Source organism: Kolteria novifilia, assembly GCA_007748055.1.
GTDB classification, from domain to species: Bacteria; Planctomycetota; Planctomycetia; order Kolteriales; family Kolteriaceae; genus Kolteria; species Kolteria novifilia.
Map to the genome: position 1 here is coordinate 6815627 of CP036279.1, position 24073 is coordinate 6839699.

At 61.4% G+C, this 24073-nt stretch carries 19 protein-coding genes; 9 read left to right on the plus strand and 10 right to left on the minus strand.

Features of this window, described 5'->3' with window-relative positions; genetic code table 11:
- Positions 1–207 precede the first annotated feature (207 nt).
- Positions 208–798: a class I SAM-dependent methyltransferase gene (locus Pan216_RS25055; RefSeq protein ID WP_419192968.1), complete on the minus strand. Its 591-nt coding sequence runs from the start codon at positions 796–798 to the stop codon at positions 208–210.
- 83 nt (positions 799–881) lie between these two features.
- Between Pan216_RS25055 and hspQ the strand changes: the two genes are divergently transcribed.
- A complete protein-coding gene (hspQ, locus tag Pan216_RS25060) occupies positions 882–1235 on the plus strand; it encodes a heat shock protein HspQ (protein ID WP_145262504.1) in 354 nt (117 codons plus the stop codon).
- A 111-nt stretch (positions 1236–1346) separates the two neighbouring features.
- Complete coding sequence (locus Pan216_RS25065; protein ID WP_145262506.1) at positions 1347–1796, plus strand: MarR family winged helix-turn-helix transcriptional regulator; 450 nt, start codon at positions 1347–1349, stop codon at positions 1794–1796.
- A gap of 219 nt (positions 1797–2015) precedes the next feature.
- Here Pan216_RS25065 and Pan216_RS25070 read toward each other — a convergent pair whose 3' ends face one another.
- Both Pan216_RS25070 and Pan216_RS25075 read right to left on the minus strand, forming a co-directional pair.
- Entirely contained in the window at positions 2016–3479 is a 1464-nt protein-coding gene (locus Pan216_RS25070) for a DUF1501 domain-containing protein (RefSeq protein WP_145262508.1), read from the minus strand.
- A 5-nt stretch (positions 3480–3484) separates the two neighbouring features.
- Positions 3485–6589 (minus strand): PSD1 and planctomycete cytochrome C domain-containing protein, encoded by a 3105-nt coding sequence (locus Pan216_RS25075; RefSeq protein ID WP_145262510.1) that lies wholly within the window; start codon positions 6587–6589, stop codon positions 3485–3487.
- A 510-nt stretch (positions 6590–7099) separates the two neighbouring features.
- On the opposite strand from Pan216_RS25075, the gene Pan216_RS25080 reads away from it, so the two are divergent.
- The 7 genes from Pan216_RS25080 to Pan216_RS25110 all read left to right on the plus strand — a co-directional run bounded on the left by Pan216_RS25080 (position 7100) and on the right by Pan216_RS25110 (position 12550).
- Positions 7100–7846 (plus strand): 3-keto-disaccharide hydrolase, encoded by a 747-nt coding sequence (locus Pan216_RS25080; protein WP_419192969.1) that lies wholly within the window; start codon positions 7100–7102, stop codon positions 7844–7846.
- 314 nt (positions 7847–8160) lie between these two features.
- Positions 8161–8595 carry a hypothetical protein gene (locus Pan216_RS25085; RefSeq protein WP_145262512.1) on the plus strand — a complete coding sequence of 145 codons (435 nt, stop codon included), beginning with the start codon at positions 8161–8163 and terminating at the stop codon, positions 8593–8595.
- A gap of 1078 nt (positions 8596–9673) precedes the next feature.
- Positions 9674–10069 carry a hypothetical protein gene (locus Pan216_RS25090; protein ID WP_145262514.1) on the plus strand — a complete coding sequence of 132 codons (396 nt, stop codon included), beginning with the start codon at positions 9674–9676 and terminating at the stop codon, positions 10067–10069.
- 578 nt (positions 10070–10647) lie between these two features.
- Positions 10648–11040, plus strand: a complete 393-nt coding sequence (locus Pan216_RS25095; RefSeq protein WP_145262515.1) for a hypothetical protein — start codon at positions 10648–10650, stop codon at positions 11038–11040.
- Between the two features lie 158 nt (positions 11041–11198).
- On the plus strand, positions 11199–11591 hold the full coding sequence (locus tag Pan216_RS25100; RefSeq protein WP_145262517.1) for a hypothetical protein: 393 nt from the start codon (positions 11199–11201) through the stop codon (positions 11589–11591).
- 93 nt (positions 11592–11684) lie between these two features.
- Complete coding sequence (locus tag Pan216_RS25105) at positions 11685–12083, plus strand: hypothetical protein (RefSeq protein ID WP_145262519.1); 399 nt, start codon at positions 11685–11687, stop codon at positions 12081–12083.
- Positions 12083–12550: a hypothetical protein gene (locus Pan216_RS25110; RefSeq protein ID WP_145262521.1), complete on the plus strand. Its 468-nt coding sequence runs from the start codon at positions 12083–12085 to the stop codon at positions 12548–12550. The genes Pan216_RS25105 and Pan216_RS25110 overlap by 1 nt, the downstream gene beginning before the upstream one ends.
- Positions 12551–12723: 173 nt before the next feature.
- On the opposite strand, the gene Pan216_RS25115 is transcribed toward Pan216_RS25110, so the two are convergent.
- The 7 genes from Pan216_RS25115 to Pan216_RS25145 all read right to left on the minus strand — a co-directional run bounded on the left by Pan216_RS25115 (position 12724) and on the right by Pan216_RS25145 (position 23854).
- Complete coding sequence (locus tag Pan216_RS25115) at positions 12724–13644, minus strand: hydroxypyruvate isomerase family protein (RefSeq protein WP_145262523.1); 921 nt, start codon at positions 13642–13644, stop codon at positions 12724–12726.
- 120 nt (positions 13645–13764) lie between these two features.
- Positions 13765–15180 carry a PepSY-associated TM helix domain-containing protein gene (locus tag Pan216_RS25120; protein WP_419192970.1) on the minus strand — a complete coding sequence of 472 codons (1416 nt, stop codon included), beginning with the start codon at positions 15178–15180 and terminating at the stop codon, positions 13765–13767.
- Positions 15181–15326: 146 nt separating this feature from the next.
- On the minus strand, positions 15327–15812 hold the full coding sequence (locus Pan216_RS25125; protein ID WP_145262527.1) for a hypothetical protein: 486 nt from the start codon (positions 15810–15812) through the stop codon (positions 15327–15329).
- Positions 15813–15855: 43 nt separating this feature from the next.
- Entirely contained in the window at positions 15856–16773 is a 918-nt protein-coding gene (locus Pan216_RS25130; protein WP_419192971.1) for a DUF1559 domain-containing protein, read from the minus strand.
- 566 nt (positions 16774–17339) lie between these two features.
- Entirely contained in the window at positions 17340–21038 is a 3699-nt protein-coding gene (metH, locus tag Pan216_RS25135; RefSeq protein ID WP_145262531.1) for a methionine synthase, read from the minus strand.
- A 279-nt stretch (positions 21039–21317) separates the two neighbouring features.
- The gene (locus tag Pan216_RS25140) at positions 21318–22379 is read right to left on the minus strand and encodes an AAA family ATPase (RefSeq protein ID WP_145262533.1); all 1062 of its coding nucleotides are present in this window, start codon (positions 22377–22379) and stop codon (positions 21318–21320) included.
- The gene (locus Pan216_RS25145) at positions 22376–23854 is read right to left on the minus strand and encodes a DUF4350 domain-containing protein (RefSeq protein WP_145262535.1); all 1479 of its coding nucleotides are present in this window, start codon (positions 23852–23854) and stop codon (positions 22376–22378) included. The genes Pan216_RS25140 and Pan216_RS25145 overlap by 4 nt, the downstream gene beginning before the upstream one ends.
- Positions 23855–24073 lie beyond the last annotated feature (219 nt).

The following is a 24073-nucleotide window of genomic DNA, read 5'->3' on the forward strand; positions in this document are numbered from 1 at the left end:
GTTGCTGGTGCTCCGAACTCATTCACTGGCGGGCGGCTAGCTAGCCTGTTGGTTGATCGCGATGCGCCATGTCGGCCCTTCGCGGGTGTTCCGTCAAACGTTCGACTCGCGCCCGATCGCTTCAAGTGTTCGGCGAACGGCGACCCCACGTCGCCTCACGGGCCGGTCCGTCGCCCGTGCCCCCGAAATTCTGGAACCGACGCTGCGCTATTCGGCGATCTCCATCTCGAAATAGACCACCGGGGAGCGTAGCGATAGCCAAACGCCTCCACCGGCATGAACGAAGTAACGCCCCAGCTCGCGGCGATACCACGCCCCTTCTCGAAGATAGACATCCCCGTCGGTAACGGAACGATCGCAATTGAGTTCCCAATCGCGGCGTGTAAGCACTTCAAGATAGAGCGCCCCGCGAGAGAGCAACCCTAGGTTTTCGATTGCCCGGCGGGCCTCGGCGGCGGGAAGGTACTGAAGCACGCCCTGACAGATCACGAAATCGAATGCTTCCGGCGCGTCGTAGTCGACCACCGAACCTCGTTGCCAGCCAAACTCTCGGCAAAGGTAGGGGCTGACCTCGACACCCTGGTAATCAGACCTCGGAAAGTGGCGTTTGACCACCGCTTGCCAATAGCCCAACCCACAGCCGAGATCGAGCGTGTTCCGTACCGGCTGCGCCAAATGCTTCAAATAGTGGCACACGAAATTCCCCAAGCGATGGATGCTTCGCTGGGTGGTGACACGCGTCTCCCGATTGCCATAAAAACGATCATAATAGGCTTTGTCGAATCGAAACTTCTTCACGTGGTGCAGATCCCTTGGGGTGGGAGCATGGGGCGGTCTCTGGGTGAGCCAAGTCTGGCGGCCAGCCCGTGGAGGGAGCAAACATGATCCGAGCCGCCAACGGGCTCTCCGACGAAAGCGCTCGCGACGCCCGCTTCCAACCGGGCGCGTTGGTCAAACACCGACGCTACGGGTATCGCGGCGTCGTGGTCGCCGTCGATCTTCGCTGCATGGCCGACGACGCGTGGTACCAAAAGAACAAAACGCAACCGAGTCGCGATCAACCATGGTACCATGTCCTCGTCGACAAAGGGCAGCACACCACGTACGCCGCCGAAGAAAACCTGTCGCGGGATGACCTGAGCGTTCCCATCGATCATCCATGGATCGAGCTGTTCTTTCTTGCCTTTTCCCATGGTGCCTATGTCCGCAACGATCGCCCGTGGTCGTTCGAGTGATCTCCCGGCGAGTTCTCTTTTCCCCAATCCATGATGGAACGCCCCCACGCCGGTGAGTCGACCGCAACGGGGCGGTAGTTGAACACGACGTCAATCGATGAGTAAGAAGGCATGAACTTCGATCGGGATGCCCTGAGAGCCGCCGCGGGACAGTGCGCGTGCGCCAACTTTCGCAAAGCGGCGCGAGCGGTCACGCAATACTTCGACGAGATGCTCCAGCCGATCGGCTTACGCTCGACCCAACTGATCATCGTGCTCGTCGTCGCCGCCGAGCAGCCGACCAATATCACCCAACTCGCCGAAGCGCTCGTCATGGATCGAAGTACGTTGACGCGCAACCTCCGTCCACTCGAAAAACTCGGCCTGATCTCCGTCAACAACGACCGAGGCCGGACGCGTCTGGTGACCCTCACGACCGAGGGCGAGAAGAAACTCGCCGAGGCGATCCCGTTCTGGAAGAAGGCCCAGGGTCAGTTCGTCGATCAACTCGGTCCCCGTCAGTGGGACGCGTTGGTCGACCAACTCAGCGCGACCGTCACAATCGCCCGCGGGGATTCCTAGCGTTCACTTCTCTCCCGCCTTGGGTGCCATGCCAAGAGGGTCACGTGAGCGTGGGCATCGGACACGAGGTCAGAGACCGCTGGTTGGTCATACGACAGCACAACAGCATGCCCACGCAAGCGTGGGCATGACATCCCTGACGAACAGACATCCCAGACGAAAGTCCCGCGGAGTCAAACGGACAACGGAGACGAGGTCCGCGGCGGGGCCGGAAATCGACTACGCCAAGACCTCGTTGACGACGTGGCCGTGAACATCGGTCAAGCGGAAGTCGCGGCCTTGGAATCGGTAGGTGAGTCGTTCGTGGTCGATCCCCAAACAGTGAAGAATCGTCGCGTTGAGATCGTGGATGTGAACCGGGTTCTCCACGACGTTGTAGCTGAACTCGTCGGTCTTGCCGTGCGTCACTCCCGGCTTGATGCCGCCGCCGGCCATCCACATCGTGTAACAACGCGGATGATGGTCGCGGCCGTAGTTCGACTTCGTTAGCGTTCCCTGACTATAGATCGTGCGTCCGAACTCGCCGCCCCAGACAACGAGAGTGTCCTCGAGCAGGCCCCGACTCTTCAGGTCCTTGATCAGTCCCGTCATCGGCCGGTCGATGTCCCGGGTCTGGAGGCGGATGTCGCGTGGAAGGGCTCCGTGCTGGTCCCAACCGCGATGGAAGATCTGCACGCAGCGGACATCGCGTTCGATCATCCGGCGAGCCAAGAGGCAGTTCGCCGCGAACGTCCCCGGCGTCGTCACCTCGGGCCCGTATAGATCGCGCACCTTGCTCGACTCGCCACTGATGTCGACCAGGTCGGGAACCGACGCCTGCATCCGGTAGGCCATCTCGTATTGCTGGATCCGGGTGTTGATCTCCGGGTCACCGAAAGCCTCCTCCTGCTTTCGATTGAGCTGCGCCAGGGCATCGAGCACATTGCGGCGCGACTTGCGGCTGACCCCGGGAGGGTTCGAGAGATAGAGCACCGGATCGCCCTTGGAACGCAGCGAGACCCCCGCGTGCACCGAGGGGAGAAAGCCCGTTCCCCAAAGTCGCGAGTAGAGCGCCTGCGCGTCACGGCGCGCCGACCAGGAGGAGTGCAGCACGACGAACGCGGGCAAGCTGTCGTTCATCCGGCCAAGACCATAGGAGAGCCACGCCCCTAAGCTTGGACGGCCCGGCTGTTGATGACCGGTCTGGATGTACGTGATCGCGGGATCGTGATTGATCGCCTCGGTGTGAACCGATTTGATGAAGCTGACGTCGTCGGCCACCGTCGCGAAGTTGGGGAGCAGTTCGCTGATCCACGCCCCGCTCTGTCCCTGTTGCTTAAACTTGAACATCGACGGCGCGATCGGGAATCGCTTCTGCCCCGACGTCATCGTGGTCAGTCGCTGTCCCATTCGCACCGACTCGGGCAGGTCCTTGTCGAACCACTCCTTCATCGTCGGCTTGTAGTCGAACAAGTCGAGCTGGGACGGCCCTCCCGACATGAAGAGGTAAATGACCCGCTTGGCCTTTTGAGGAAGATGCGGCTTCGTCAGCACCCCTTCCCCAGGCTTGGTCTCGGCGGCGGTCACTCGAGCCCCGTCTCGATCGAGCAACGAGGCGAGAGCGGCGACCCCGATGCCGGTCGCGGTCTTGCCGAAGAAATGACGGCGGGTCTGAAGGTGCTGGAACTCTTGGATCGGGTCCATCGCAATCATCCTTTGGTGATGGTCTCGTCGAGGTTCAGGATCAGGTTGGACACCGTGGTCCAAGCGGCGAGTTCCGCCACGTCGACATCGGTCGGACGAGGCGAGTCCCCCACCTTGGTCAGCGACTCGGCCGACGCGGGATTGCTCCGATAGTCGGCGAGCTGCGACTCGTACGCTTGGCGCAGCAGCTTCACTTCGCTCTCGTCGGGACGCCGTCCCGTGGCGAGACGAAACGCGTGAACGATCCGCTCGTCGGGACTGTCGCCTCCCTCAACCATGACGCGATAGGCCATGTTGCGGGCGGCTTCGACGAATTGCACATCGTTGAGCAACACCAGCGCCTGCAGCGGCGTGTTCGTCCGCGAACGCCGCACGGTGCACGATTCGCGCGTCGGCGCGTCGAACGTCGCCATCGAGGGGGGCGGCGCGGTCCGCTTCCAGAAGGTGTAGAGGCTGCGACGATAGACCGCGTCCCCCTTGTCCTGTTTAAAGACCGCCGTGTTGCTCGAGGTGTAACCGACCGCCTTCCAAACACCCGAGGGTTGGTACGGTTTGACGCTCGGCCCACCGACGCGATCGATCATCAAGCCACTCAGCGCGAGAGCCTGATCGCGAATCATCTCGGCGTCGAGGCGGAAGCGCGGCCCCCGCGAAAGGAGCCGATTGTCGGGATCCTTCTCGAGCTTCTCGGGCGTGATCCGCGAGGATTGCCGATAAGTCGACGAGGTCACGATCAACTTGAGCAGTTGCTTGACATCCCAACCACTTTCGACGAACTCGACCGCGAGCCAATCGAGCAATTCGGGGTGCGAGGGCCATTCGCCCTGCGAGCCGAAGTCCTCGGAGGTCTTGACGATGCCCGTTCCGAAGAGGTGCTGCCAGTAGCGATTGACCGTCACCCGAGCCGTGAGCGGATGCGAGGGATCGACGAGCCAGCGGGCCAGCGCGAGGCGGTTCTTCGGAGCGTGCTCGGGGAGGGGCGGCAGCGCCGCGGGGACGCCGTGGGAGACCTTCTCGCCGTGCTTGTCGTACTCGCCGCGAATCAGCACGAACGCGTCTCTCGGCGTGGGCGCCTCCTTCATCACCAGCGATCCGGGGATCGACTTCTCGAGACTGTCGAGTCGCGAGGCGATCTCCTTGGACTGCTTGGCCAACGGGCCGAAGAAGTCGCGATAGTCCGGATGAACGTGAGCGATGAAGTAGTTCGTGAGCGTCTTTTTCTGCGCGTCGCTTCGCTTCTCCTTAGCGACCTTGAGGACGTTCTGGAGATCCTTGGGCAACGCGGCGAGCTTCTTCTTGTCACCCTTGAGCACCTTCTCCCACGCGGCCAGGGAGGCCAGTTGTTCCTCGCCTTGAGGAATCGCGCTGACGATGCCCGCCTTGTCCCAGTGGACCGTCCCATCGAACTGCGTGCAGGCCCAGCCGTTGATGATCGTCCCCGGCTTGAGACCGACCGTCCGGGCATCGACCTCGAGACGGACCCACTCCCCTTGCTTGGGAAGCGGACCGGCGTGATGGCGGCTCACCGTTCCCGCCTCGCCCCACTCGATCAGGTCCTCGCCCCAGTAGGCGCGATGCTCCCACGTCCCGTCGTTGAACTGGAGCATCACTTGCCGCGGGGGATCCTGGGGGTCCAAGTAGACGTGGATAAAGAGTTTGTCCGACTCGCCGATGAGCAGCCCCTTCTCGACGCCTTGGAAGTAATGCTGACTTCGCGACTTGGCTTTTCGGGTCGCGACCGACTTGCCGCAATAGACGGGATACTTCGGGCCACCGACGAAGCGCCAGCTCTTCTCGTTCTCGTTGCCCAGGGGCTTGGCGCCCTCGGGGAGGGAATCGTCGAACCAGACGTACTCGCGTGGTTCGGGCTCCCCGGCAACCAACTCGGCCGGGTCGCTGTAGTCGATGCTGGCCAACTCGGCATCGATCGCTTTGTCCAGGAGGGCGATTTGCCTCTTGTAGCGTTCGACCGCCTCCTGCTGATCGGGCGTCGGGAGCATCAGTGTCGGCGGCGGCAGCGGCTTGTTCCGGTCCATCGCCGGCTCGGCCAGATTGTTGAAGTACGCGAAGAGCTGATAGAACTCCTTCTGCGAAATCGGGTCATACTTGTGGTCGTGGCATACCGCACAGCCGACGGTCAGCCCCATGAAGACGGTCCCGGTCGTCTCGACGCGGTCGATCGCGTAGCGGACGCGGAACTCCTCGGCGATCGCCCCGCCCTCGCTAGTTGTCACGTTGCAGCGGTTGAATCCGGTCGCGATCATCTGGTCGCGGTTCGGCTTGAAGAGCAAGTCGCCGGCAAGCTGCTCGACGGTGAACTGGTCAAAGGGCATGTTGTTATTGAAGGCCTTGATCACCCACTCGCGGTAGGGCCAGATCGAACGTTCGTTGTCCAGATGCAAGCCATGGGTGTCGCCGTAGCGGGCGGCGTCGAGCCAGTATCGGGCCATGTGCTCGCCATAGCGTGGTGATTCGAGCAACCGGTCGACGGCCTTCTCGTAGGCGTCGGGTGAGTCGTCCGCGAGGAAGCGGTCGATCTCCTCGATCGTCGGGGGGAGCCCGGTCAAGTCAAAGGTCGCGCGCCGCAGCAGCGCTTCCTTCGTCGCCTCCTCCGCGGGCTCGAGCCCCTCGCTGGCAAGCCTCTCGTGAATGAAGCGATCGATCGCGTTGCCCGATGTCGCCGTCGGCTTCACCTCGGGAACCGTCGGGCGTTTGGGAGCCTCGAACGACCAGTGTCCCTTCCAAGGGGCTCCCTGGTCGATCCAACGTCGGATCAACTCGATTTGAGCGTCGGACAGCTCTTTCCCGGAGTCGGGGGGAGGCATCTTCTCGGAATCGTCGGCGGAGACGATGCGGCGGAAGAGCTCGCTCTTGTCGCTCTTTCCCGACACGATCGGGTGATAGCCGCCCAAGTCGGCGAAGGCCCCCTCCTTGGTGTCGAGACGCAGGTCCGCTTCGCGCGTCGCCTCGTCCATCCCGTGGCAGTGAAAGCACGTGTTGGAGAGGATCGGTCTTATATCGCGGTTGAAGTCGATCGGCGCCTCGGCGGAAGCGACGGATGTTGGGAGCGCACCAAGGAACAACAGAACATGGGTGAAGTTGCGTTGCATGACTCGTCCGGCCCGCTTGGAACAATGGCTGGCAATCGCTGCAACGAGCCCACGGCCCGCTTCCCGCCACCCCCCGGGGAACCGAAGCCTCGCTGCTCTGGTAGGTCTTTCAAGAATAACTGATGGATGTCACCAAAGTCAATCGTTAGCCCCTTGCGGAACCCTCGACGAGCCAGAGAGAACAATAAGTTCAGCCGGCCGGGTACCATGCTCACGCTTGTCGTGGGCATGCGAAAAGATCCACGCTTGTCGTGGGCATGCGAAAAGATCCACGCATTGCCGCGTTCGCCCGACGTTTGAGGGCGTACTCGCGAATGAAAGCGAACCACGAAAATCGCCATCGTGACCATTCGGCGCTTGCTGAGCTCTTCGCGGGCCAAGATAATGCCGCCGATCGCGCCGCCCCCGGAAGTCGTCACTTGTCGCGGTTCGACGGGGGCTTCCTCGCTCGGCATGGCCTCCGCGGAACGTCGCGGCGCGACTTCGTAACCCTCAAGCTGGAGACCTGGGATGAACAACCAATACGGTCGATGGGCGAGCACCGCTCTCGTCGCGATGACAACCCTGACGCTCTTCTCCGCGTTGCCCGCGGAGGCCGCCGACAAGAAGGCCAAGCCGAAGGCCAAAGCCGCCCCCGTCGTTCCTCCCAAGTCGGGCGAAACGGAAGTCGTCGAAATCTTCAACGGCGAGAATCTCGACGGTTGGAAGGGCCACGAGAAGTATTGGTCCGTCAAGGACGGGGTGATCGTCGGCCGCAACGACGAACCCGTTCCCGTGAGCACCTACCTGCTCACCGAAGAGGAGTATGACGACTTTCGGCTCGTCTTCGACTTCATGTTGGCCGAGTCGGAAATGCACTCGGGGATCGCGATGTGGGGGCGGGTCGCTCCCGACAAGGGCGATCCTTACACCTACGCGGGGCACTTGGTGATGTTTCCGTCGAACTACGGCTTCTACGATCTCTACGGCCGTCGCGGCATTCATCGCAACGCGAAGATCGCCAAGCCGCTCGGCAAGCAACACGACTGGAACACGATGGAGATTCTCGCCCAAGGAAATCGGATCCGCTACGTCCTCAACGGAAAGCTCATCTCCGACTGGCGCGAACCGGAACCCGAGCGAATCAAGAAGGCCCCGATCGGACTGCAACTACATTCGAATAAGGTGCCCCAGGAAGTTCGCTTCAAGAACCTCTCGCTGGAGAAGCACCCCAAGGATAAGTTGCTGACCATCAAGAAGGACGACAGCAAGAGCTAGCCCGTCCGTTCACCAATCTTCGCCTTCCCCAAGAATGGGGCGGTTTCTCTCGATGAGAACTCGCCCCACGACTTCCATCAAGCGGACCGCCCTTCGATTGTCATTTTGATAGTCGCCTCTCTCCCTCCGAATGCACTGTTGTCGCCGTAATCTATTAGCATGAAAAGCGTTACGGCCTCACGCCCAGTGTTACCCAACGTCTCGGCACGGCAAATGCAACTGATCTCTTCGCATCGAACGGATCCGGTTCTCCCCGTCGATCTCACGCAGTTCGTGAACGCTGATACCACTTTCGAACGCGAGGAGCGATTGTCATGCCCTTCAACTTTCGAACAAGCCAAGTTCTCTCCGAAGAGGTCCCGTTCGGGCTCGAAACCGACGTTTCTCAACCAATTTCATCAGAAACCGACGCGGATTGGACCAATTCCGGCCCCGATCGTCGCAAATGCGAGCGCCAATCGACCCAAGATGCCGCCCTTCTGATCCCGACCCATCACGATCGCACGGCAACTCTCTTTCTCCACGCCCAACGGGTCCAGGTCCGCAACTGGTGTCGCGACGGGTTCGCCTTCGCCACCGAGGCCCCCTTGGACACGACCCGCGCTGTCGCCAACCGTTTCGGAACCAGCGAATTCCACCTCATTCGCCAAGTCTACCAGCACCAACACTCCGTCCGTAGCTTCTCGTCCGGTTGGGAGATCGAAGAGACGTTCGAGTCGCTCGAGCGTCTCGAGGACTGTTTGTCCTGACAGTCCGATGATTCAAGCGGGCCAAGGCGAGAACGAGCCATGTTGGCCAAGATCGAGGAGGAAAAGCGCAGGCGAATCCGCAGATTCGTCGAGGATTTTCAACGCCGAGATTGGTCCAAAGAACCGTTCGCAGCCGGCAGCGAATAGATCAATGGGCTGCTAGCGAACAGTCGATCGAAGCGGGCGTTACCTAACTGGCGGCGAATCGCTTGGCGGACTGTCGCCCCTCACACTTCCCGGGAAGTTCGCTCGTTGGCCGAACACACGTTGCCGGCTGTTCTTCAGCACATCGCAACGTCCGCTTTGACGGCTATCCTTCCTCAGCGAAGATCGAACGAGCCCGCTGCCGAGTCAGTGGGCAATGATGTTCACTTCGTCGACGTCAGGACCGGCTCCCGGCGAAACGAGCGAGCTGGAAGCGAACCGATTCGAGCGTCCTTACCCCTGCCCAATGGTGGATGACGAGGCATCGGACTCCTCGACCTTCTTCTCCTCGCATTCCGCTCATTGTGCGTGGGGTGTCGCGCCAGCGGCAAATGGCAGAATCCCCTAAATCCCAGAGGATCGCTCGCCAATGCGACGAGGCTTCGATCCCAAGGCAACAGGGCCTCGGACTCATGCCAGCCAACGCCGATCACCCCTTGCCCGATGTGAGCACGACTCGGGATCGGTCGGCGTCCTTCCTCCCATCACACCAAAACTCCCATCGAAGCGGCACCGACTTTGCAATCCCTCGAACGTCCCCACTCGTCGACGCGAGAGGACGGTTGATCACGACGCCACCGTCAACCCTAGGAATCCCTCGCCGCCAGTAGAGGCCAACACCAACCGAGCTGACACGACGAAACAAATTCGCCAAACCGTTGATAAATTTCCCTGAGAATTGGGGCGGCGCGGCGAATCCCACAGGTGATAGGAAGGAGAGCCGCGCGAAGGAGAGGGCGGCACCAGGAACTCCAAACGGCTCTTCATCGGTCCTCGGCCCAGCAAGTGGACCAAAGAACCGATTCACTAGTGGCATCCCCAACACAAAGAGGTATCATAGGCGCGACTTTATCGCGCAGGAGATTCCTTAGACATGCGTAGGACATGGATCCTTTCGCTGATCGTCATCGCGCTGCCCTGCGGCTGCACTGACGCCGATCCTCAGAAGTTCAAGGCGGCGTTCGATGCTGCCCAAGCCTTGGAGCAGGCCGACATCGTCTCATTCACGTCGTATCGTGAGTTGTTCGCGAACGAAGTCTTGGCCCTGGAATCGGTGACGATGACGACGTCGGAGAAGCAGATCCTAGCGATTCTTCGCCAAGCCGAGACGGAGATGCGGCTCGCCGATATTTGTCTCGACCGCTGCCGATCGGAAACGAGCGAAGAAGGCCGCGAGTCGTGCCAAGAGGTCGCCAAGGAGTTGATCGCGTCAGGAAGCGCCATTCTCACGCGCGCCCGTTTCCAACTGGGGGGCTGGTTGGCCTTCTGAGTCGGATGGTCCCTTCATGGGCGTTTGCCTAGGTCCATTCATTGCCCAAGAGACTCTTGGGTACCGTGCCCACGCTCGCCTTGGGCATGCGTGAAAGGCCTCTCATTGAGCACGTTCCCGCATTTGGGGAACGAGGTTTCAGGGATGGAACTTGCCAATCAGGACACGGGTGCACCGCCAAGACCTGATGTTCGGTTGTCTCAGGCTGCCTGTCAGTAAGAACAAGCGACATGACCGGAAGCTCGACGCTAGCAGTCCGTTGATCCAAGCGGGCCAAGGCGAGAATGAGCAACGTTGGCCAAGATCAAGGAGAAGAGACACAGGCGAATCCGTAGTTTCGTCGACGGGGAGATTGGCCAAAAGGGCCGTTCGTAGCCGGCAGCGAATTGATCAATGGGCCGTTAGGCGTTCGACCATGCACCGGTATCCTTTTCGAAGCATTTGGGACGATACGTCGCGACCAGTTCGCGGGAGTCGTCCACTCCGAGAGCCGACGCCCCGAAGAGAATCCCGATCGCGGTCGCCAGAAGAAGGCGGTCTCCCAAATCCGGAACCTACCCCATCGGAAACAAGAGAAGATGCGAACATCACCTCTCCTTGCCATCGGAGCGATCGCCTTGCTCGGCTGTTCGCGCATCGATCCGGAGAAGTTTGCCCAAGTCTTCGACCTTGCCGAATCGGTTCGAACCGCAACCCCCGCGGAGTTGCCCGAACACCGAGCCAGGTTCGAGCGGGAGTTGAAACAGCTCGAGCAAGAGCGGCCTCACGGTTCCGAACGGACGGTGATGCAGTTGCTTCGTCAGGCCTCGAGTCAATGGATGTACGCGGATCTCAGCGCCGACGCGTACCACCGTTCCGGGAGCGCCGAAGAGCGGCAGGTGACCTTGCGGCAATGGCGCTCGTGCATGAACAAGGGAGCCGAGTCCATTGGTCGGGCCCGGCGTCTGGTGATGGAGTCGACGCGCTTTTAGAGCCGAAAACTTTCTCTCCGAGAGAAACTCCGCGGGAAGGGCGGTGTTCAATGGATCGTGTGATCGAATGTCGGTACCTCGAATCGTCGATTTGCCGGTCGCGATCATCTCTCGGGAAAAGCGGGACGACTCGTCAGCGCTGGACCGAGGGAATGAACATGTCGCGGCACTGGATTGTCGCCATCATCGCGTTTGCCGCCATCGGGTGCTCCCCATTGGATCCGGGGCGATTCGACGCAGTGTTGGCGGCCGCGGATGCGATCAAGTCGGCCGAGCCAGAAAACCTGTCCGGACGACGGGACACGTTCCATCAGGAACTCGAGCGACTCAAGCGGCAGTCTCTCTCCAAGCGAGAGCGACATGTCTTGGCGATCCTCGAACAGGCGGGAACACATTGGCTCTACGCCGATGCCCGTTTCGACGGCTACCGGGGCTCCAGGCAGCCCCTCAGACGGTCCGATCACTTGGAAAAAGGAAACGAGTTTCTGCAAGAGGGTCTCGACTGTATACGCAAGGCCAGGCGACATCTGAGCGGGCAGTTCTTTTTTTGAATCGGTCCCGCCAAGACGATCTTCGCCTCGCTTGCGGCCCCGTATCCAACCCCAAAACGGATACGTCGGCGTCACCCTCCCGGAGATAGCGAGATGAAGAACGTACGCTGGTCCTTGCTGGTGCTCTGTCTTCCCTTGGCGGTCGGCTGCTCCGAGATCGACGCCGAGAAGATCACACCGCTGCTCGAACTTGGGGCGGCGCTCGAGGACTCCACCCCGGACACGATCACGGAACTGCGGAACAAATTCAGCAAGGAATTGGCCAAACTCGAGTACAACGAGCTTACTCCTGGTGAGCGACGGGTGGTCGGCTTGCTCGATCTCGCCGCGACGGAATGGTTGATGGCGGATGTTCAACTCGACCACTACCGCAGGGGCCGCGAGGAGGAACACCGTCTCGCGGGGCTGCGATACGCCCAAGCCTACCTGGACAAAGCGAACGAGTACGTTCAGAAAGCCCGACTGTTGACGGAAGGGAATTCGGTCTTTTGATGATCGACGACGCGATAGACCGGGACCGAGTGGTCCGTTCCCAACCTCGCCCGGAGCCTCCACGGCGGCGGCTCGACGGAACGCCCCGACTCTTTGCGTTCGCGATGATCGGCCTACTCGGGATCGGCTGCTCCCGGATCGACCAAACGAAATTCAGCCCCATCTTCGAGCTGGCGTCCTCCTTCGCCGACGCGACCCCCAGTTCCCTACCGGACCTGCGCTCGCAACTGGCCGAGCAGTTGTGTCGCCTCGACCAACTCTCCCTGACACAGCGTGAGAGTGAGGTCATGCACCTGCTGCGTGAGGCGGAGATGGAGTGGATGATCGCCGACTCCTGCCTCGACACCTACCGGGCCCAGAGCGATAGTGAAGAGGGCTATCGACTCTATCGGATCGCCTGCCGCCATCTCGACAAGGGTTGCTACCTCGCGACCAAGGCGCTGGAGATGACGACCGGACTCTTCTAGTGTCCCGATCGACCAGTATTCTTCATGTGGTGGCGGCCCGTGACCGCGCGGGAGCATGCCGAACACTCGGGACGCCGAACGCCTCGAGTGCCGCTCATGCGACCAGCACACTGGCTGACCAGCAGCCAGTGGCACCCAGGGTCAGCGGGCCGAGGTGGCGAGAACGACGACCCTCAAGAGAAGTTGTCGCACCAACGGTAGGCTTCGATCAGGGTCTGTTCGCCCTCCTTGCCCTTGCCACTGACGCCGTGCTCCATGCCGACGACGCCGTCGAAGCCCTTGTCATAGATGTGCTTGAAGACGTTGCGGTAGTTGATCTCGCCCGTGAGCGGCTCCTTGCGGCCGGGATTGTCGCCGACTTGGAAATAGGCGATCTCGCTCCAGGCCTTGTCCATGTTGGGGATGAGGTTGCCTTCGGTGATCTGCTGGTGGTAGAGGTCGTCGAGGATCTTGCACGAGGGCGAGTTGACCGCCTTGCAGATGCTGTAGGCTTGCGGGATCTTCGTGAGGAAGAGACCGGGGTGGTTCGCCCACCAGTTGAGGGGTTCGAGGACCATGACCATCCCGGCCGGCTCGCAAACCTCGCTCATCACCTTGAGGTTCTCGACGCAGTTGGCCATCTGGTAGTCGTACTCGAGCTTCTGGGTGGTGTTGCCCGGAACGACGGTCGACCACTTGGCGTTGACCCGCTTGGCGACCTCGACCGCCTTCTTCATCGAGTCGCGCAGCGTGTTTTGGTAGTCCTTCGAGGTGTTGGAGACGAAGTCGCTCTTGCCGAAGCCGGAGAAGCTGACGAAGACGCCCATCGTCATCCCCAGATCGCCCATCGTCTTGGCGATCTTTTCCTGGAGTTCGACCGGCTTGCGCATCATGCCGTTGTCTTCCCAGGCGGTGAAGCCTTGGTCGGCGGCGAACTTGAGTTGGTCGATCGGGTCGTTGCCCGCGAGCGCCTTGAACATGCCGAAGTGCGGCGCGTACTTGAGTTTGAACTTCGCGCCGGTGGAGGTGGCGGGGTCCCCCGCCCGCGCGGAGTTCCAAAGGAGCGGGGCGGTGGCGGCCATCGCGCCAGCGGCGAGAAACTTTCGGCGATTCATCAACTCTCTCTCCTCGAACAAAATGGTTCAGATGTGGCCGTATCGTACCGACCGGCCAAGGCCGTCGCAACGCTGCCGTTGACGACTGCGCGGAGATCGGCCGCGGGCCACTCGTCGCCATCATGAACGAGGAGGAAACGAGCTCTGTCCCGGCTTCCCGCGAACGACGCGAACGAGTCCCTCCCAGCCAAGGAGCGCCAAGAAGGAGACTCCTATGGTCGGAAAGACGATTCCCACGCCGACGAGACAGACGATGAGTCCCTTGGGAACCGGCGCGGGAGCTCGAGCGGCGACACGATTGGAGACCGCCGATGGCCCCGACGCGGAGTTCACTCGTGCTCGCCGCTTCCACCACCAGATCAGGTAGCCGGTCACCGCCAGGATCGGCAGCGTCAGGCACGCGACGATGGCAAGGATCTTCGTCGGCCATCCGATGAACGAGCCGTAGTGAATCGTCAGACTCAGGATCCAGAATCGCATCATCGGATGCACATCATGCCAGGTCTCGCGTTTGAGCATTTCCCCGGAGTACTGATCGAACGACCAGCGCCGGTAGTCGTGGCGGTTCGTCCAGACCGGCCGTTCCTCTCTCCGCGATTGCACGACGTAGCACGCCTTCTCCCCATTCGGCAAGAAGACGGTCAGCGGTGCGTCTTGGCCTACCTCATTGCGAATCACCTCGAGCACCTTGTCGACCGAGACCGTCGCCGTTCCGGGAGTCGGCGTCGACGTCACGGAAGAGCCGAACGCGCCCCCGGTCGCTTGCATGATTGAGCGATAGATCTTCCCCGAGTAGGTGGAGAAGACCATGCCGGTCAGGCACATCAACAAGATGAAGACCGCGATCCAAGCGCCCACCGCGTTGTGCAGCCGCCAGTTGATCTTGTAGCCCGAGCCGCGAAAAGGGACCGTCAGTCCGTGCCGTAGCGCCTTGAGGTTTCGCGGCCACCACATAAAGAGCCCCGTCAGCACGAGCACGATGCCCCAGCCGGTAATGAACTCGACGATCGAACTGCCGACTTCGCCGGTGAGCAAACGACGATGGATCTGTTCAACGATGCGAACGAATGCCGTCTCGCGCATGCGGTCGCCGACGATCTCCCCGGAGTAGGGATTGACCCAGACGTCGTGGAGCCCCTCTTTCGGGTTGCCGATCAGCAGGAACTGGTAGGGTTCGTGGGAGTGTTCCCCCTGGAAGTAGAGGAGCAAGCGTTTGTCCGGGACGTGTTCGCGAACCAAGTCGATCATCGCCTGATCGGAGATGGGTTCGGCGTTGGGGATCGGGCTCTCGATGACCTTGAGGTCGGGACGGAGCCAGTCGTCGATCTCGGGGGAGAAGACCAGAATCGCGCCGGTCAGCGCGATCAACACCAGCAAGGGCCCACCGAGGAGCCCCGCGAGCTTGTGCCATCTCCAGAAGAGTTTGCGGTAGTTGAATCGCTGTCGGCGCTTGGCGGAGTCCTCCCCCGCTTCAGTGTTTTCGGTCGACGCGTTGACGGCCCTGTCTCCATCTAGGCGCTCTAGGCTTCGTCTCAAAAGTTGATCGTCGGCCCGAGGCACAGCGAGTTGGTGGGGGACGAGGAGGTCGAAACAGGCGAATCCGTTGGATTCGTCGATGCAGACCGACAAAGTCCCGCAGCAACGTAGCCAGCCGAAGCCAGAGCCGACTTTTGAGACGGAGCCTAGTTGATCGGCTGCGCGCGGTTCTTGTTCAACGCCTGGTGTGCCTTCTCGACCGTGGCGGCGGGGGCCTCTAGCCGGAACGGAGGAATCAGGGCGTCGGCATCCTCGACCTTCACTTGGAACTCCGGCCCGTTCGGCTTGACGTACTTGCCTTCAAAGAACTCCTGCATGCTGTTGCCACCTTCCGGCCAGAAGAAGGTGACATCATACGTCCCGGCGACCGCTCCGTCGTCCTCGCCGTTGGTGGAAAGGACGAAGCAGCCGTCCTCGTCCGTAACCGCGATCGGGCGGGCGGCGTTCTTCTTCACCGAGGGGTCGGTGTGGTTGAACCGGACGACAACGCCCTTTTCGGGATTGCCGTTGACCAGCACTTGGCCGGTCACTTGATGCTTGATCAGCCCGTCGTCGGGCGCGCTACCGCACCCCGAGAGAATCGTCGTGGTGGCAAGAGCGATGATCGCGGCGTTTCGCATGTTGGCGTACATAGGTTGTTCGTTCCCGTTGAAAGTGGTTCGTCCCACGATGAGCCTAGAGACCTTCGACTCTCTCCCCATCGGCACGCTTGACGAGACGTTCCATCGTTCCCACATCGATCTGCTCGTCGACGAACTGAACCGCCCCGTCCCCGAACAAGATTTGGGCGCCGCCGGGATGAAAACTGTAGGGGTTGCTGCCACCACTATTGCAGTTGACGACACAGTTTCCGCCAAACTGTGTAACGCCATCTCTGCTGAAGCCTCTTAACGATAGGCGGTTGAACCCGGCCCAGATCCCCCAGTGCGGTGTTCCCGTCACGCTGAGAACGTTGCGGGCTCGGTCGTGGGCGATGCCGCCGCCACCGGTGATCTCAACCACGTGGATGGTCTTGCTCAAGCCGTCGGTCACTTCGGCGATCTTCGTCGAGTAGCTGTTGTAGGGCATCAACCCGTGCTCGGAGGTCGTGCCGTCGTACACATTGGAAGAACACGCATACTCGTTGATCCCGAGCGGGATCGTCTCGCCATCGGTCGTGTCGACAAACGGAAGGCTGGAATGATCGACGGTAATATCGACGACGCCTGGGGCCGTCGAGGAAGGGCACTTGAACACTCCCAGCGACTTTCCCACCAACGGACGATTGTCGGGATGCAGGTGCGACACCCTGTCGTTGTAGTTGCTCGTGATCTGCTCTTGATCGACGTAGGGCAGCAGGCTCCGTGCCCAGCACGCGGAGATCTCGTACTGCGGTCCAAGCTGACCCCAACTCTGACTGATGGGGAAGCGGGCGTAGGCGTCATGGTAGTTGTGCATCGCGGTGCCAATCTGCTTGAGATTGCTCTGGCACTGCATCCGCCGGGCCGCCTCTCGGGCTTGCTGGACCGCGGGCAGCAACATCGCGACCAAGACCCCGATGATGGCGATCACCACCAACAACTCGACAAGCGTAAAAGCATGACGGCGTTTCATGAAAGCACCTACTCCTGCGGGAATTTCCGAGTCTCCATCACGACGAAACGGCCCTGGCCTCAACGAGTCAACAAGAGGCACCGTCACGTTGTTTCCCACTCCCATGACGGGGGCGCGAGGCGTTCGACGAGATCTCTCAAGTTGTCGGGACGATACCGCGGATGGCCTTGTCGACAGCACGGAACGGCGGTTCGACTACCGTCCTAGGTGGCTGGCGAAGAGCTGGCGGGGAGTACGGCAGGAATTGAGAACCCGTCTCAATCTCAACAATGTAATTAGGCGATGGAAGCGTCTGTTTCAACCCAATCACGTCGATTTCGTCGGCGTCAGTGAGAGGTATCGACTTGCCACGATCCTATGAGCAACGAGGAGAAGCCCACGACGACTCGTGGGCTCCTTGCGAGATGCGTGCGAACGGTCAAGCGTCCCAAATTCGAGTTGACGGTCACTCAACTCGGTGGCACTGGCCGACAAGCGGCCAGTGCCACCCGAAACCCAGGTCTTGACAGCGCACCAGTGGCACGAGAAAGCCAGGTCTTGGCGGAGCCTAGACGGGAAAGGATCGCTCACTTGGGATCGTAGGAAAGATTCGGCGAGAGCCACTTCTCGACGTCGGCGAGCTTCATCCCCTTGCGCGCGGCATAGTCCTCGACCTGATCGCGCGTGATCAGATCGACCGCGAAGTAACGCGACTCGGGATGGGCGAAGTAGAGCCCACTCACCGACGCGGCGGGCATCATCGCGCAACTCTCGGTGAGGGTGATCCCCGTGGCCGCCTCGACATCGAGCAGACTCCAAAGCGTCCGCTTCTCGGTGTGGTCGGGACATGCCGGGTAGCCGGCCGCGGGACGGATACCGCGATACTTCTCGGCGATCAGGTCGTCGTTGCTGAGTCCTTCGCTCTTGCCGAACCCCCAACTCTCGCGCACTTCCTTGTGAAGCTTCTCCGCGAGCGCCTCGGCCAGACGGTCGGCGATCGCCTTGGTCATGATCGAGTTGTAGTCGTCGTGATCGGCTTGGAACTTCGCCGCCAACTCGCTGGTCCCGTGTCCGGTCGTCACCGCGAAACCGCCGAGATAGTCGAGCTTGCCCGTCTCCAGCGGAGCAATGTAGTCCGCAAGCGAACGGAACTCCGTCTGCCCCTTCCGCTGCCACTGTTGCCGGAGCATGTGGAAGCGACAACGCTCGGCCGAACGCTGCTCGTCGGTATAGAGGACGATCGAGTCGCCGACGCTGTTGGCGGGGAAGAAGCCGTGGATCGAGTGCGCCGTCAACAGCTTGTCGGTGATGATCCGATCGAGCAACCGCTTGGCATCGTCGAAAAGTTTGCGAGCCTCTTCGCCGAGATTGGGGTCGTCGAAAATCTTCGGGTACTTCCCTTTCAGCTCCCACGAGAGAAAGAAAGGAGACCAGTCGATGAAGGGGACGATCGAGGCGAGGTCGATCTCCTTCTCGATGCGGGTTCCCAGAAACTCCGGCGTGTCGATCGGCGAGGCATCCCAGTCGACCTGGAAACGCTGCTCCAGCGCGGTGGCGTAGGGAACATAAGTCCGCTCGACGCGGCGTTCGTAGTTTTGACGCTCGCGCTCTTGATTGGCCCGGTTCTCCTCGTCGAGCTTGGGCCGCAGTTTCGGGTTGATGATCTTGTCGACCACGCCCACCGAGCGGGAGGCATCCTTCACGTGGATCACGATGTTCTCGTAGTGCGGCGCGATCTTGACCGCGGTGTGCTTCGCGCTGGTCGTGGCGCCGCCGATCAACAGCGGCATCGTAAACCCTTCGCGTTTCATCTCCTTGGCGACGTGAATCATCTCGTCGAGCGAGGGGGTGATCAGTCCGGAGAGGCCGATCATGTCAACCTCGTGCTCGCGCGCCTTGCTGAGAATCTCGTCGCTGGGGGTCATGACGCCGAGGTCGATGATCTCGTAGTCGTTGCAACCGAGCACGACGCCGACGATGTTCTTGCCGATGTCGTGGACATCTCCCTTGACGGTCGCCATGAGAACCTTGCCGCGGGCGGAATGGGTCCCGGTCGCTTCCTTCTCGGCTTCCATGAAGGGCATCAGGTAGGCGACGGCCTTCTTCATCACGCGGGCCGACTTGACGACCTGCGGGAGGAACATCTTTCCCTCGCCGAAGAGGTCGCCGACGACGTTCATGCCGTCCATCAGCGGGCCTTCGATGACGTGCAGCGGCCGCTCGTGCTTGGCACGGGCCTCCTCGACGTCCTCGTCGATGAATTCGACGAGCCCCTTGACCAGCGCGTGCTTGAGTCGTTCCTCGACGGTCGTGTCGCGCCACGCCAAGTCGGGGCCATCCTTCTTCCCCTTGGCTTTGACGGTCTCGGAGAAGTCGACCAATCGCTCGGTCGCGTCGGGACGCCGATTGAGCAAGACGTCCTCGATGTACTCGAGCAGATCCTTGGGAATCTCCTCGTAGACCTCGAGTTGGCCGGCATTGACGATCCCCATGTCGAGGCCGGCGGCGATCGCATGATAGAGAAAGGCGGCGTTCATCGCCTCGCGGACGGTGTTGTTGCCGCGGAAGGAGAAGGAGACGTTGCTCACCCCGCCGGACGTCTTCGCCCGTGGCATGAGCCGCTTGATTTCGCGGACCGCCTCGATGAAATCGACCGCGTAGTTGTTGTGCTCCTCGATCCCGGTCCCGACCGTCAAGATGTTGGAGTCGAAGATGATGTCTTCGGGGGGAAAGCCGGCTTCCTCGGTCAGCAGGCGATAGGCCCGTTGGCAGATCGCGACCTTGTTGTCCTTGTCGACCGCTTGCCCTTCCTCGTCGAAGGCCATGACGACGACCGCCGCGCCGTAGCTACGGACCAGCCGCGCCTGTTCGAGGAACTTGGCTTCCCCTTCCTTGAGACTGATCGAGTTGACGATCGCCTTGCCTTGAACGCATTTTAACCCCGCTTCGATCACCTCCCACTTGGAGCTGTCGATCATGATCGGGACGCGGGCGATGTCGGGCTCGGCGGCGATCAGATGGAGAAACCGAGTCATCGCCTCGGCGCCATCGAGCATCCCTTCGTCCATGTTGATGTCGATGATGTTGGCGCCACCCTCGACCTGACCACGGGCGACGTCGAGCGCTTCGTCGAAATCCCCCTCCTTGATGAGTCGGGCGAAACGGCGCGAACCGGTGACGTTGGTCCGCTCGCCAATCATGATGAAGTTCGTCTCTTCGCGAAGCTCGAGCGGTTCGAGCCCGGTATAGGTCGCGTAGCGCGTCGGCTCCGGACGCGTGCGCGGCGGCAATTTGGCGACCGCCTCGGCGATCGCGTGGACGTGCTCCGGCCGGGTGCCACAGCAACCGCCGACGAAGTTGAGCCAACCGTTGGAGGCGAACTCGGCGAGGACGGCGGCCATCGCGTCGGGGGTCTCGTCGAACTCGCCCATCGCGTTGGGAAGACCGGCGTTTGGATAGCACGAGGTGTAGACCGTCCCGCGCTTCGCGAGAATCTCGCAGTGAGCCCGCATCTCCTCCGGGCCGAGGGCGCAGTTGAGCCCGACGCTGAGCATGTCGAAGTGATTGACCGAGTTCCAAAAGGCCTCGATCGTCTGCCCGGATAGGGTACGACCACTTTTGTCGGTGATCGTCATCGACACCATCACCGGCAGCGAGACTTTGTGCTCGCGAAAGTAACGATCGATCGCGAAAAGACAGGCCTTCAGATTGAGCGTGTCGATCGTCGTCTCGGGCAGGAGCAAGTCGACACCGCCGTCGACGAGCCCGGAAATCTGCTCGGTGTAGGACTCGACCAACTCATCGAAGTTGATGGCGCGGAAGCCGGGATCGTTGACGTCGGGCGACAGCGAGGCGACCTTGGTCGTCGGTCCAATGGAACCGGCGACGTAGCGTGGCTTGTCCGGGTTGCGCGCCGTCCAATGCTCCGCGACCCCCTTGGCCAGCTCGGCGGCGACTTTGTTGATCCGGTAGACCTCGGGCTCCATGCCGTAGTCGGCCATCGAGATCGACGTCGCGTTGAAGGTGTTGGTTTCGATGATGTCGGAACCGGCCTCGAAGAACGCCCCGTGGATCTCCTCGATGATCTTCGGTTGTGTCAAGACCAGGAGGTCGTTGCAGCCCTTGAGCGCATTGGGATGGCTCTTGAATTCGCTGCCCCGATAGTCCGCTTCCTCGAGCCCGTGGGTCTGAATCATCGTCCCCATCGCGCCGTCGAGGACCAGGATTCGTTCCTGAAGCAGCTCGTCCAATTGATCGCGGACCGTGGCGCTGCCTGTCTGTAGCATCGTGTACCCCGAGAAATCATGGGTCGAAAGTTTAGCGAAAGGATGTCTCGCATCCGTGTCGAGCCGTTCGCATCGGATTGATTGTTGCTTGTCGGCCCAAACGCGACAAGAAGACTCCCCTGGCCGCCATTCTAGAAACTAGACGGTCGGCCGGAGCAAATAGCCCGTCACCCTGCTACCGCACTGGTCCATCGAAGTTTCGGACGCCACTGGCTGCTTGTCAGCTAGTGCCAAAGGGTTAGGGTTGCGCGAACACCAAATTCAAGTTGGAACAGAGCACTACGAGGGAAACGCGTCGTTGTCCGGGATGATCTTCACCCGTTCGAACAGTTCCGGGAGCAATTCGGAAACCGAACGCTCCTCCACTTCAGCCTCGGGCCGAAGAATAAGGCGATGGCCCAGCACCGAGGGGGCGACCTCGTGAACGTCGGCGTGAGTCGCGTAGTGACGACCATCGAGCAGCGCGTGAGCTTTGGCACACTGGAGAAGATAGATCGCGGCGCGAGGACTCGCGCCGAGCGCGATGTCGGGATGGCGTCTGGTCTCGCGAACGAGGTCGACAATGTAGGGCAGCAAGGAAGGTTCCGTGTAAACCGCGCCCAATCGCGACTGGATCGAAAGAATCATATCCGTCGAAAAGACCGACTCCGGCATGGGAGGACCACTGATGACCGTCGAGCCGTGGCTCTCCTCACCGTCGTCGGACTCATGCTCCCGCTCGACCACGATCCGCTTCGGTCCGCCGTGAAGCTTGAGGATGTCGATCTCCGTCTCCCGCGTGGGGTAGTCCATCACGACGCGCATGAGAAAACGGTCGAGCTGCGCTTCGGGGAGCCGGTAGACTCCCTCCTGCTCCACCGGGTTCTGCGTCGCCAGGACCATGAAGGGAGCGGGCAGGGGAAGCGTCGTCCCCTCGATCGTGACTTGGTGCTCCTGCATCGCTTCCAAGAGGGCAGCCTGGGTCTTCGCGGGCGAACGATTCACCTCGTCGGCGAGCAGCAACTGGCAAAAGAGCGGCCCTTTGCGAAGCGTGAACTCGTTGGACGAGCGGTCGAAGACGTAGGTCCCGGTGATGTCCGAGGGGAGCAGGTCGGGGGTGAACTGAACCCGCTGATGATCGATGCCGAGCACGCCGGCCAGCGCCTTGGCGAGCGTCGTCTTCGCGGTGCCGGGAACGCCCTCGAGCAAGACGTGGCCCCCGACGATCATCGCGATGAGGAATTGGCGAACGACATCCTCCATGCCGACGACCACTTCGCTGACGGCGCCCTGCACCTTCGTGGCGAACTCGTGGATCTCGGCCCGGACCTCTTCGGGGAGTTGTTCGTGAGTCGTAGTCAAACGGAACTCTTTCCTGGTTGCCCGGTCCGACGCGAGGGTTCCGAGTCGACTGGCGTCAGCGACCCATCGCGGACCATTCGTTCCAACTCGCCAACGAGTATCTGCACACGCCGAAACTCTCGTCGCGACACGGGACGGCTCGACGAGCGTCGCAGCAATCGCCAAAGATAGCGAAGTTGCCACCAACGCTTCCAACGCCGCCAAAGCGACCCACGAACGCGAACCGGTGGCATTTTAGGCTCGTGGACGTCCGCTCGCAGTGTATGGCAGAAGAACTGCTCAGCCAAGCGCACGACCGGGTCGGTGAAGTCGCCCGTGCCGACCAAATCGGTCCGCCGCTGCTCCAGCAGGTTTCCCAACGGAACCGGTTGCGCCCGCTCCTTCCTCCGCCGGGATCGCTTGCGAGGCAGATGGCGAGCCCGCACGCCCATCAGCCACCAGCCGAGGAGCAACAGCAGAAACAGACTTGTCAACATCGCCACCGCGCGCTGAAACGGGACGATCGGCAGCCGCGACTGCACCCGCTGGATCTGTTCGTCGAAGACCCCTTCGTCCTCCAACCCGCTGATGAGACTGTTCGCCACGGCGATCAGTTCCTCGATCCCGGGAAGATTGAACGAGCCGTCGCGAAACCGAGGGTCGACCCACTCGCCGATGACATCGACATCCTTGACGAAGAGGACGTGGAGATCCTGAGGCGAGCGATCGCCGATCAGCCACGCGACGGTGTTGAGCGCGAAGGTGAGATTGTCCTCCTCCTGGATCATCTCATTGAGAAAGAGGGTTTGATCGGCGACCACCATGACCCGGCCCTTGCCGAGACTTCCGGCCGAGATGACGGGCCGATGGCCTCGTAGCGGCCGCTGCCCAATCGCGGCCGAGGGGGGCAGATAGCCGACCGCCCACTCGTTGGCTTTGAGCCCGGCGAGGTAGCCGGGCAAGTTCATCACGATCGTGTCGACCCCCTGGGTCAGCCGTTGCGCGTCGGGGTTGGCGAGGTTCCAATCGTCGATCAACGGCAGACTCGTTCGGCCCATGTAGGCTTCGCGTGGATCGAGCACGCCGAGCGGTCCAGACTCGATGTCGACGACGAACTGGGACCAATCGTCGTCGCTGGCGATCAGGAGCGCCCCCCCCTTCTCCACGAAGTCCGTCGGTTCCAGCGGCATCGTGGTCAGTCGAGCCAGCGGCTCCGGCGCTCCGACGAGAACGATGATCCACCGATCCCAGTCCTCGCGCGGCGCGGCCCGAAACTCTTCCAGCGAGGAGGGAGTCAAGCGATGAAACGCGAAGAGATAGCGAAAAGCGTCCGCCCGCGAACCGAACGGCGAGAGTGGAGGCGTCTCCCCCAAGTCGTCGTTGGCCCGGCAATCCGGCGCGAACAGCCCGCCCAAGAGGACGAGACTCCACGCGAATCGAGACGCCACGCCAAAGCGCCAACGGCTCACTCTCGACTTGGCACCATCACTCGCCACGCCTGCCTACCCTTCCGCGTACCCCAGGGCTCTTTCGTCTCTTCTCCGCCACGATTGGGCGGATGAACCTCAAAAAATGGTCGCTCCCTCGGCTCCCTTGCTAGATTATTCGCAGCGCCGCCATTGTGCGACCTGGACTCGGAGGAATCGCGGCGCGAACCGCCGAGCCGCCTCCTCGGTCGCTCAAGAGGAAGCGAGACGTGCCGGCTTCGAACCCAC

Excerpts from the sequence above, each read along its gene's own strand:
- hspQ (WP_145262504.1), top strand. The coding sequence starts at position 882 with ATGATCCGAGCCGCCAACGGGCTCTCCGACGAAAGCGCTCGCGACGCC.
- Pan216_RS25065 (WP_145262506.1), top strand. The coding sequence starts at position 1,347 with ATGAACTTCGATCGGGATGCCCTGAGAGCCGCCGCGGGACAGTGCGCG.
- Pan216_RS25070 (WP_145262508.1), bottom strand. The coding sequence starts at position 3,479 with ATGGACCCGATCCAAGAGTTCCAGCACCTTCAGACCCGCCGTCATTTC.
- Pan216_RS25075 (WP_145262510.1), bottom strand. The coding sequence starts at position 6,589 with ATGCAACGCAACTTCACCCATGTTCTGTTGTTCCTTGGTGCGCTCCCA.
- Pan216_RS25080 (WP_419192969.1), top strand. The coding sequence starts at position 7,100 with ATGAACAACCAATACGGTCGATGGGCGAGCACCGCTCTCGTCGCGATG.
- Pan216_RS25085 (WP_145262512.1), top strand. The coding sequence starts at position 8,161 with ATGCCCTTCAACTTTCGAACAAGCCAAGTTCTCTCCGAAGAGGTCCCG.
- Pan216_RS25090 (WP_145262514.1), top strand. The coding sequence starts at position 9,674 with ATGCGTAGGACATGGATCCTTTCGCTGATCGTCATCGCGCTGCCCTGC.
- Pan216_RS25095 (WP_145262515.1), top strand. The coding sequence starts at position 10,648 with ATGCGAACATCACCTCTCCTTGCCATCGGAGCGATCGCCTTGCTCGGC.
- Pan216_RS25100 (WP_145262517.1), top strand. The coding sequence starts at position 11,199 with ATGTCGCGGCACTGGATTGTCGCCATCATCGCGTTTGCCGCCATCGGG.
- Pan216_RS25105 (WP_145262519.1), top strand. The coding sequence starts at position 11,685 with ATGAAGAACGTACGCTGGTCCTTGCTGGTGCTCTGTCTTCCCTTGGCG.
- Pan216_RS25110 (WP_145262521.1), top strand. The coding sequence starts at position 12,083 with ATGATCGACGACGCGATAGACCGGGACCGAGTGGTCCGTTCCCAACCT.
- Pan216_RS25115 (WP_145262523.1), bottom strand. The coding sequence starts at position 13,644 with ATGAATCGCCGAAAGTTTCTCGCCGCTGGCGCGATGGCCGCCACCGCC.
- Pan216_RS25125 (WP_145262527.1), bottom strand. The coding sequence starts at position 15,812 with ATGTACGCCAACATGCGAAACGCCGCGATCATCGCTCTTGCCACCACG.
- Pan216_RS25130 (WP_419192971.1), bottom strand. The coding sequence starts at position 16,773 with ATGAAACGCCGTCATGCTTTTACGCTTGTCGAGTTGTTGGTGGTGATC.
- metH (WP_145262531.1), bottom strand. The coding sequence starts at position 21,038 with ATGCTACAGACAGGCAGCGCCACGGTCCGCGATCAATTGGACGAGCTG.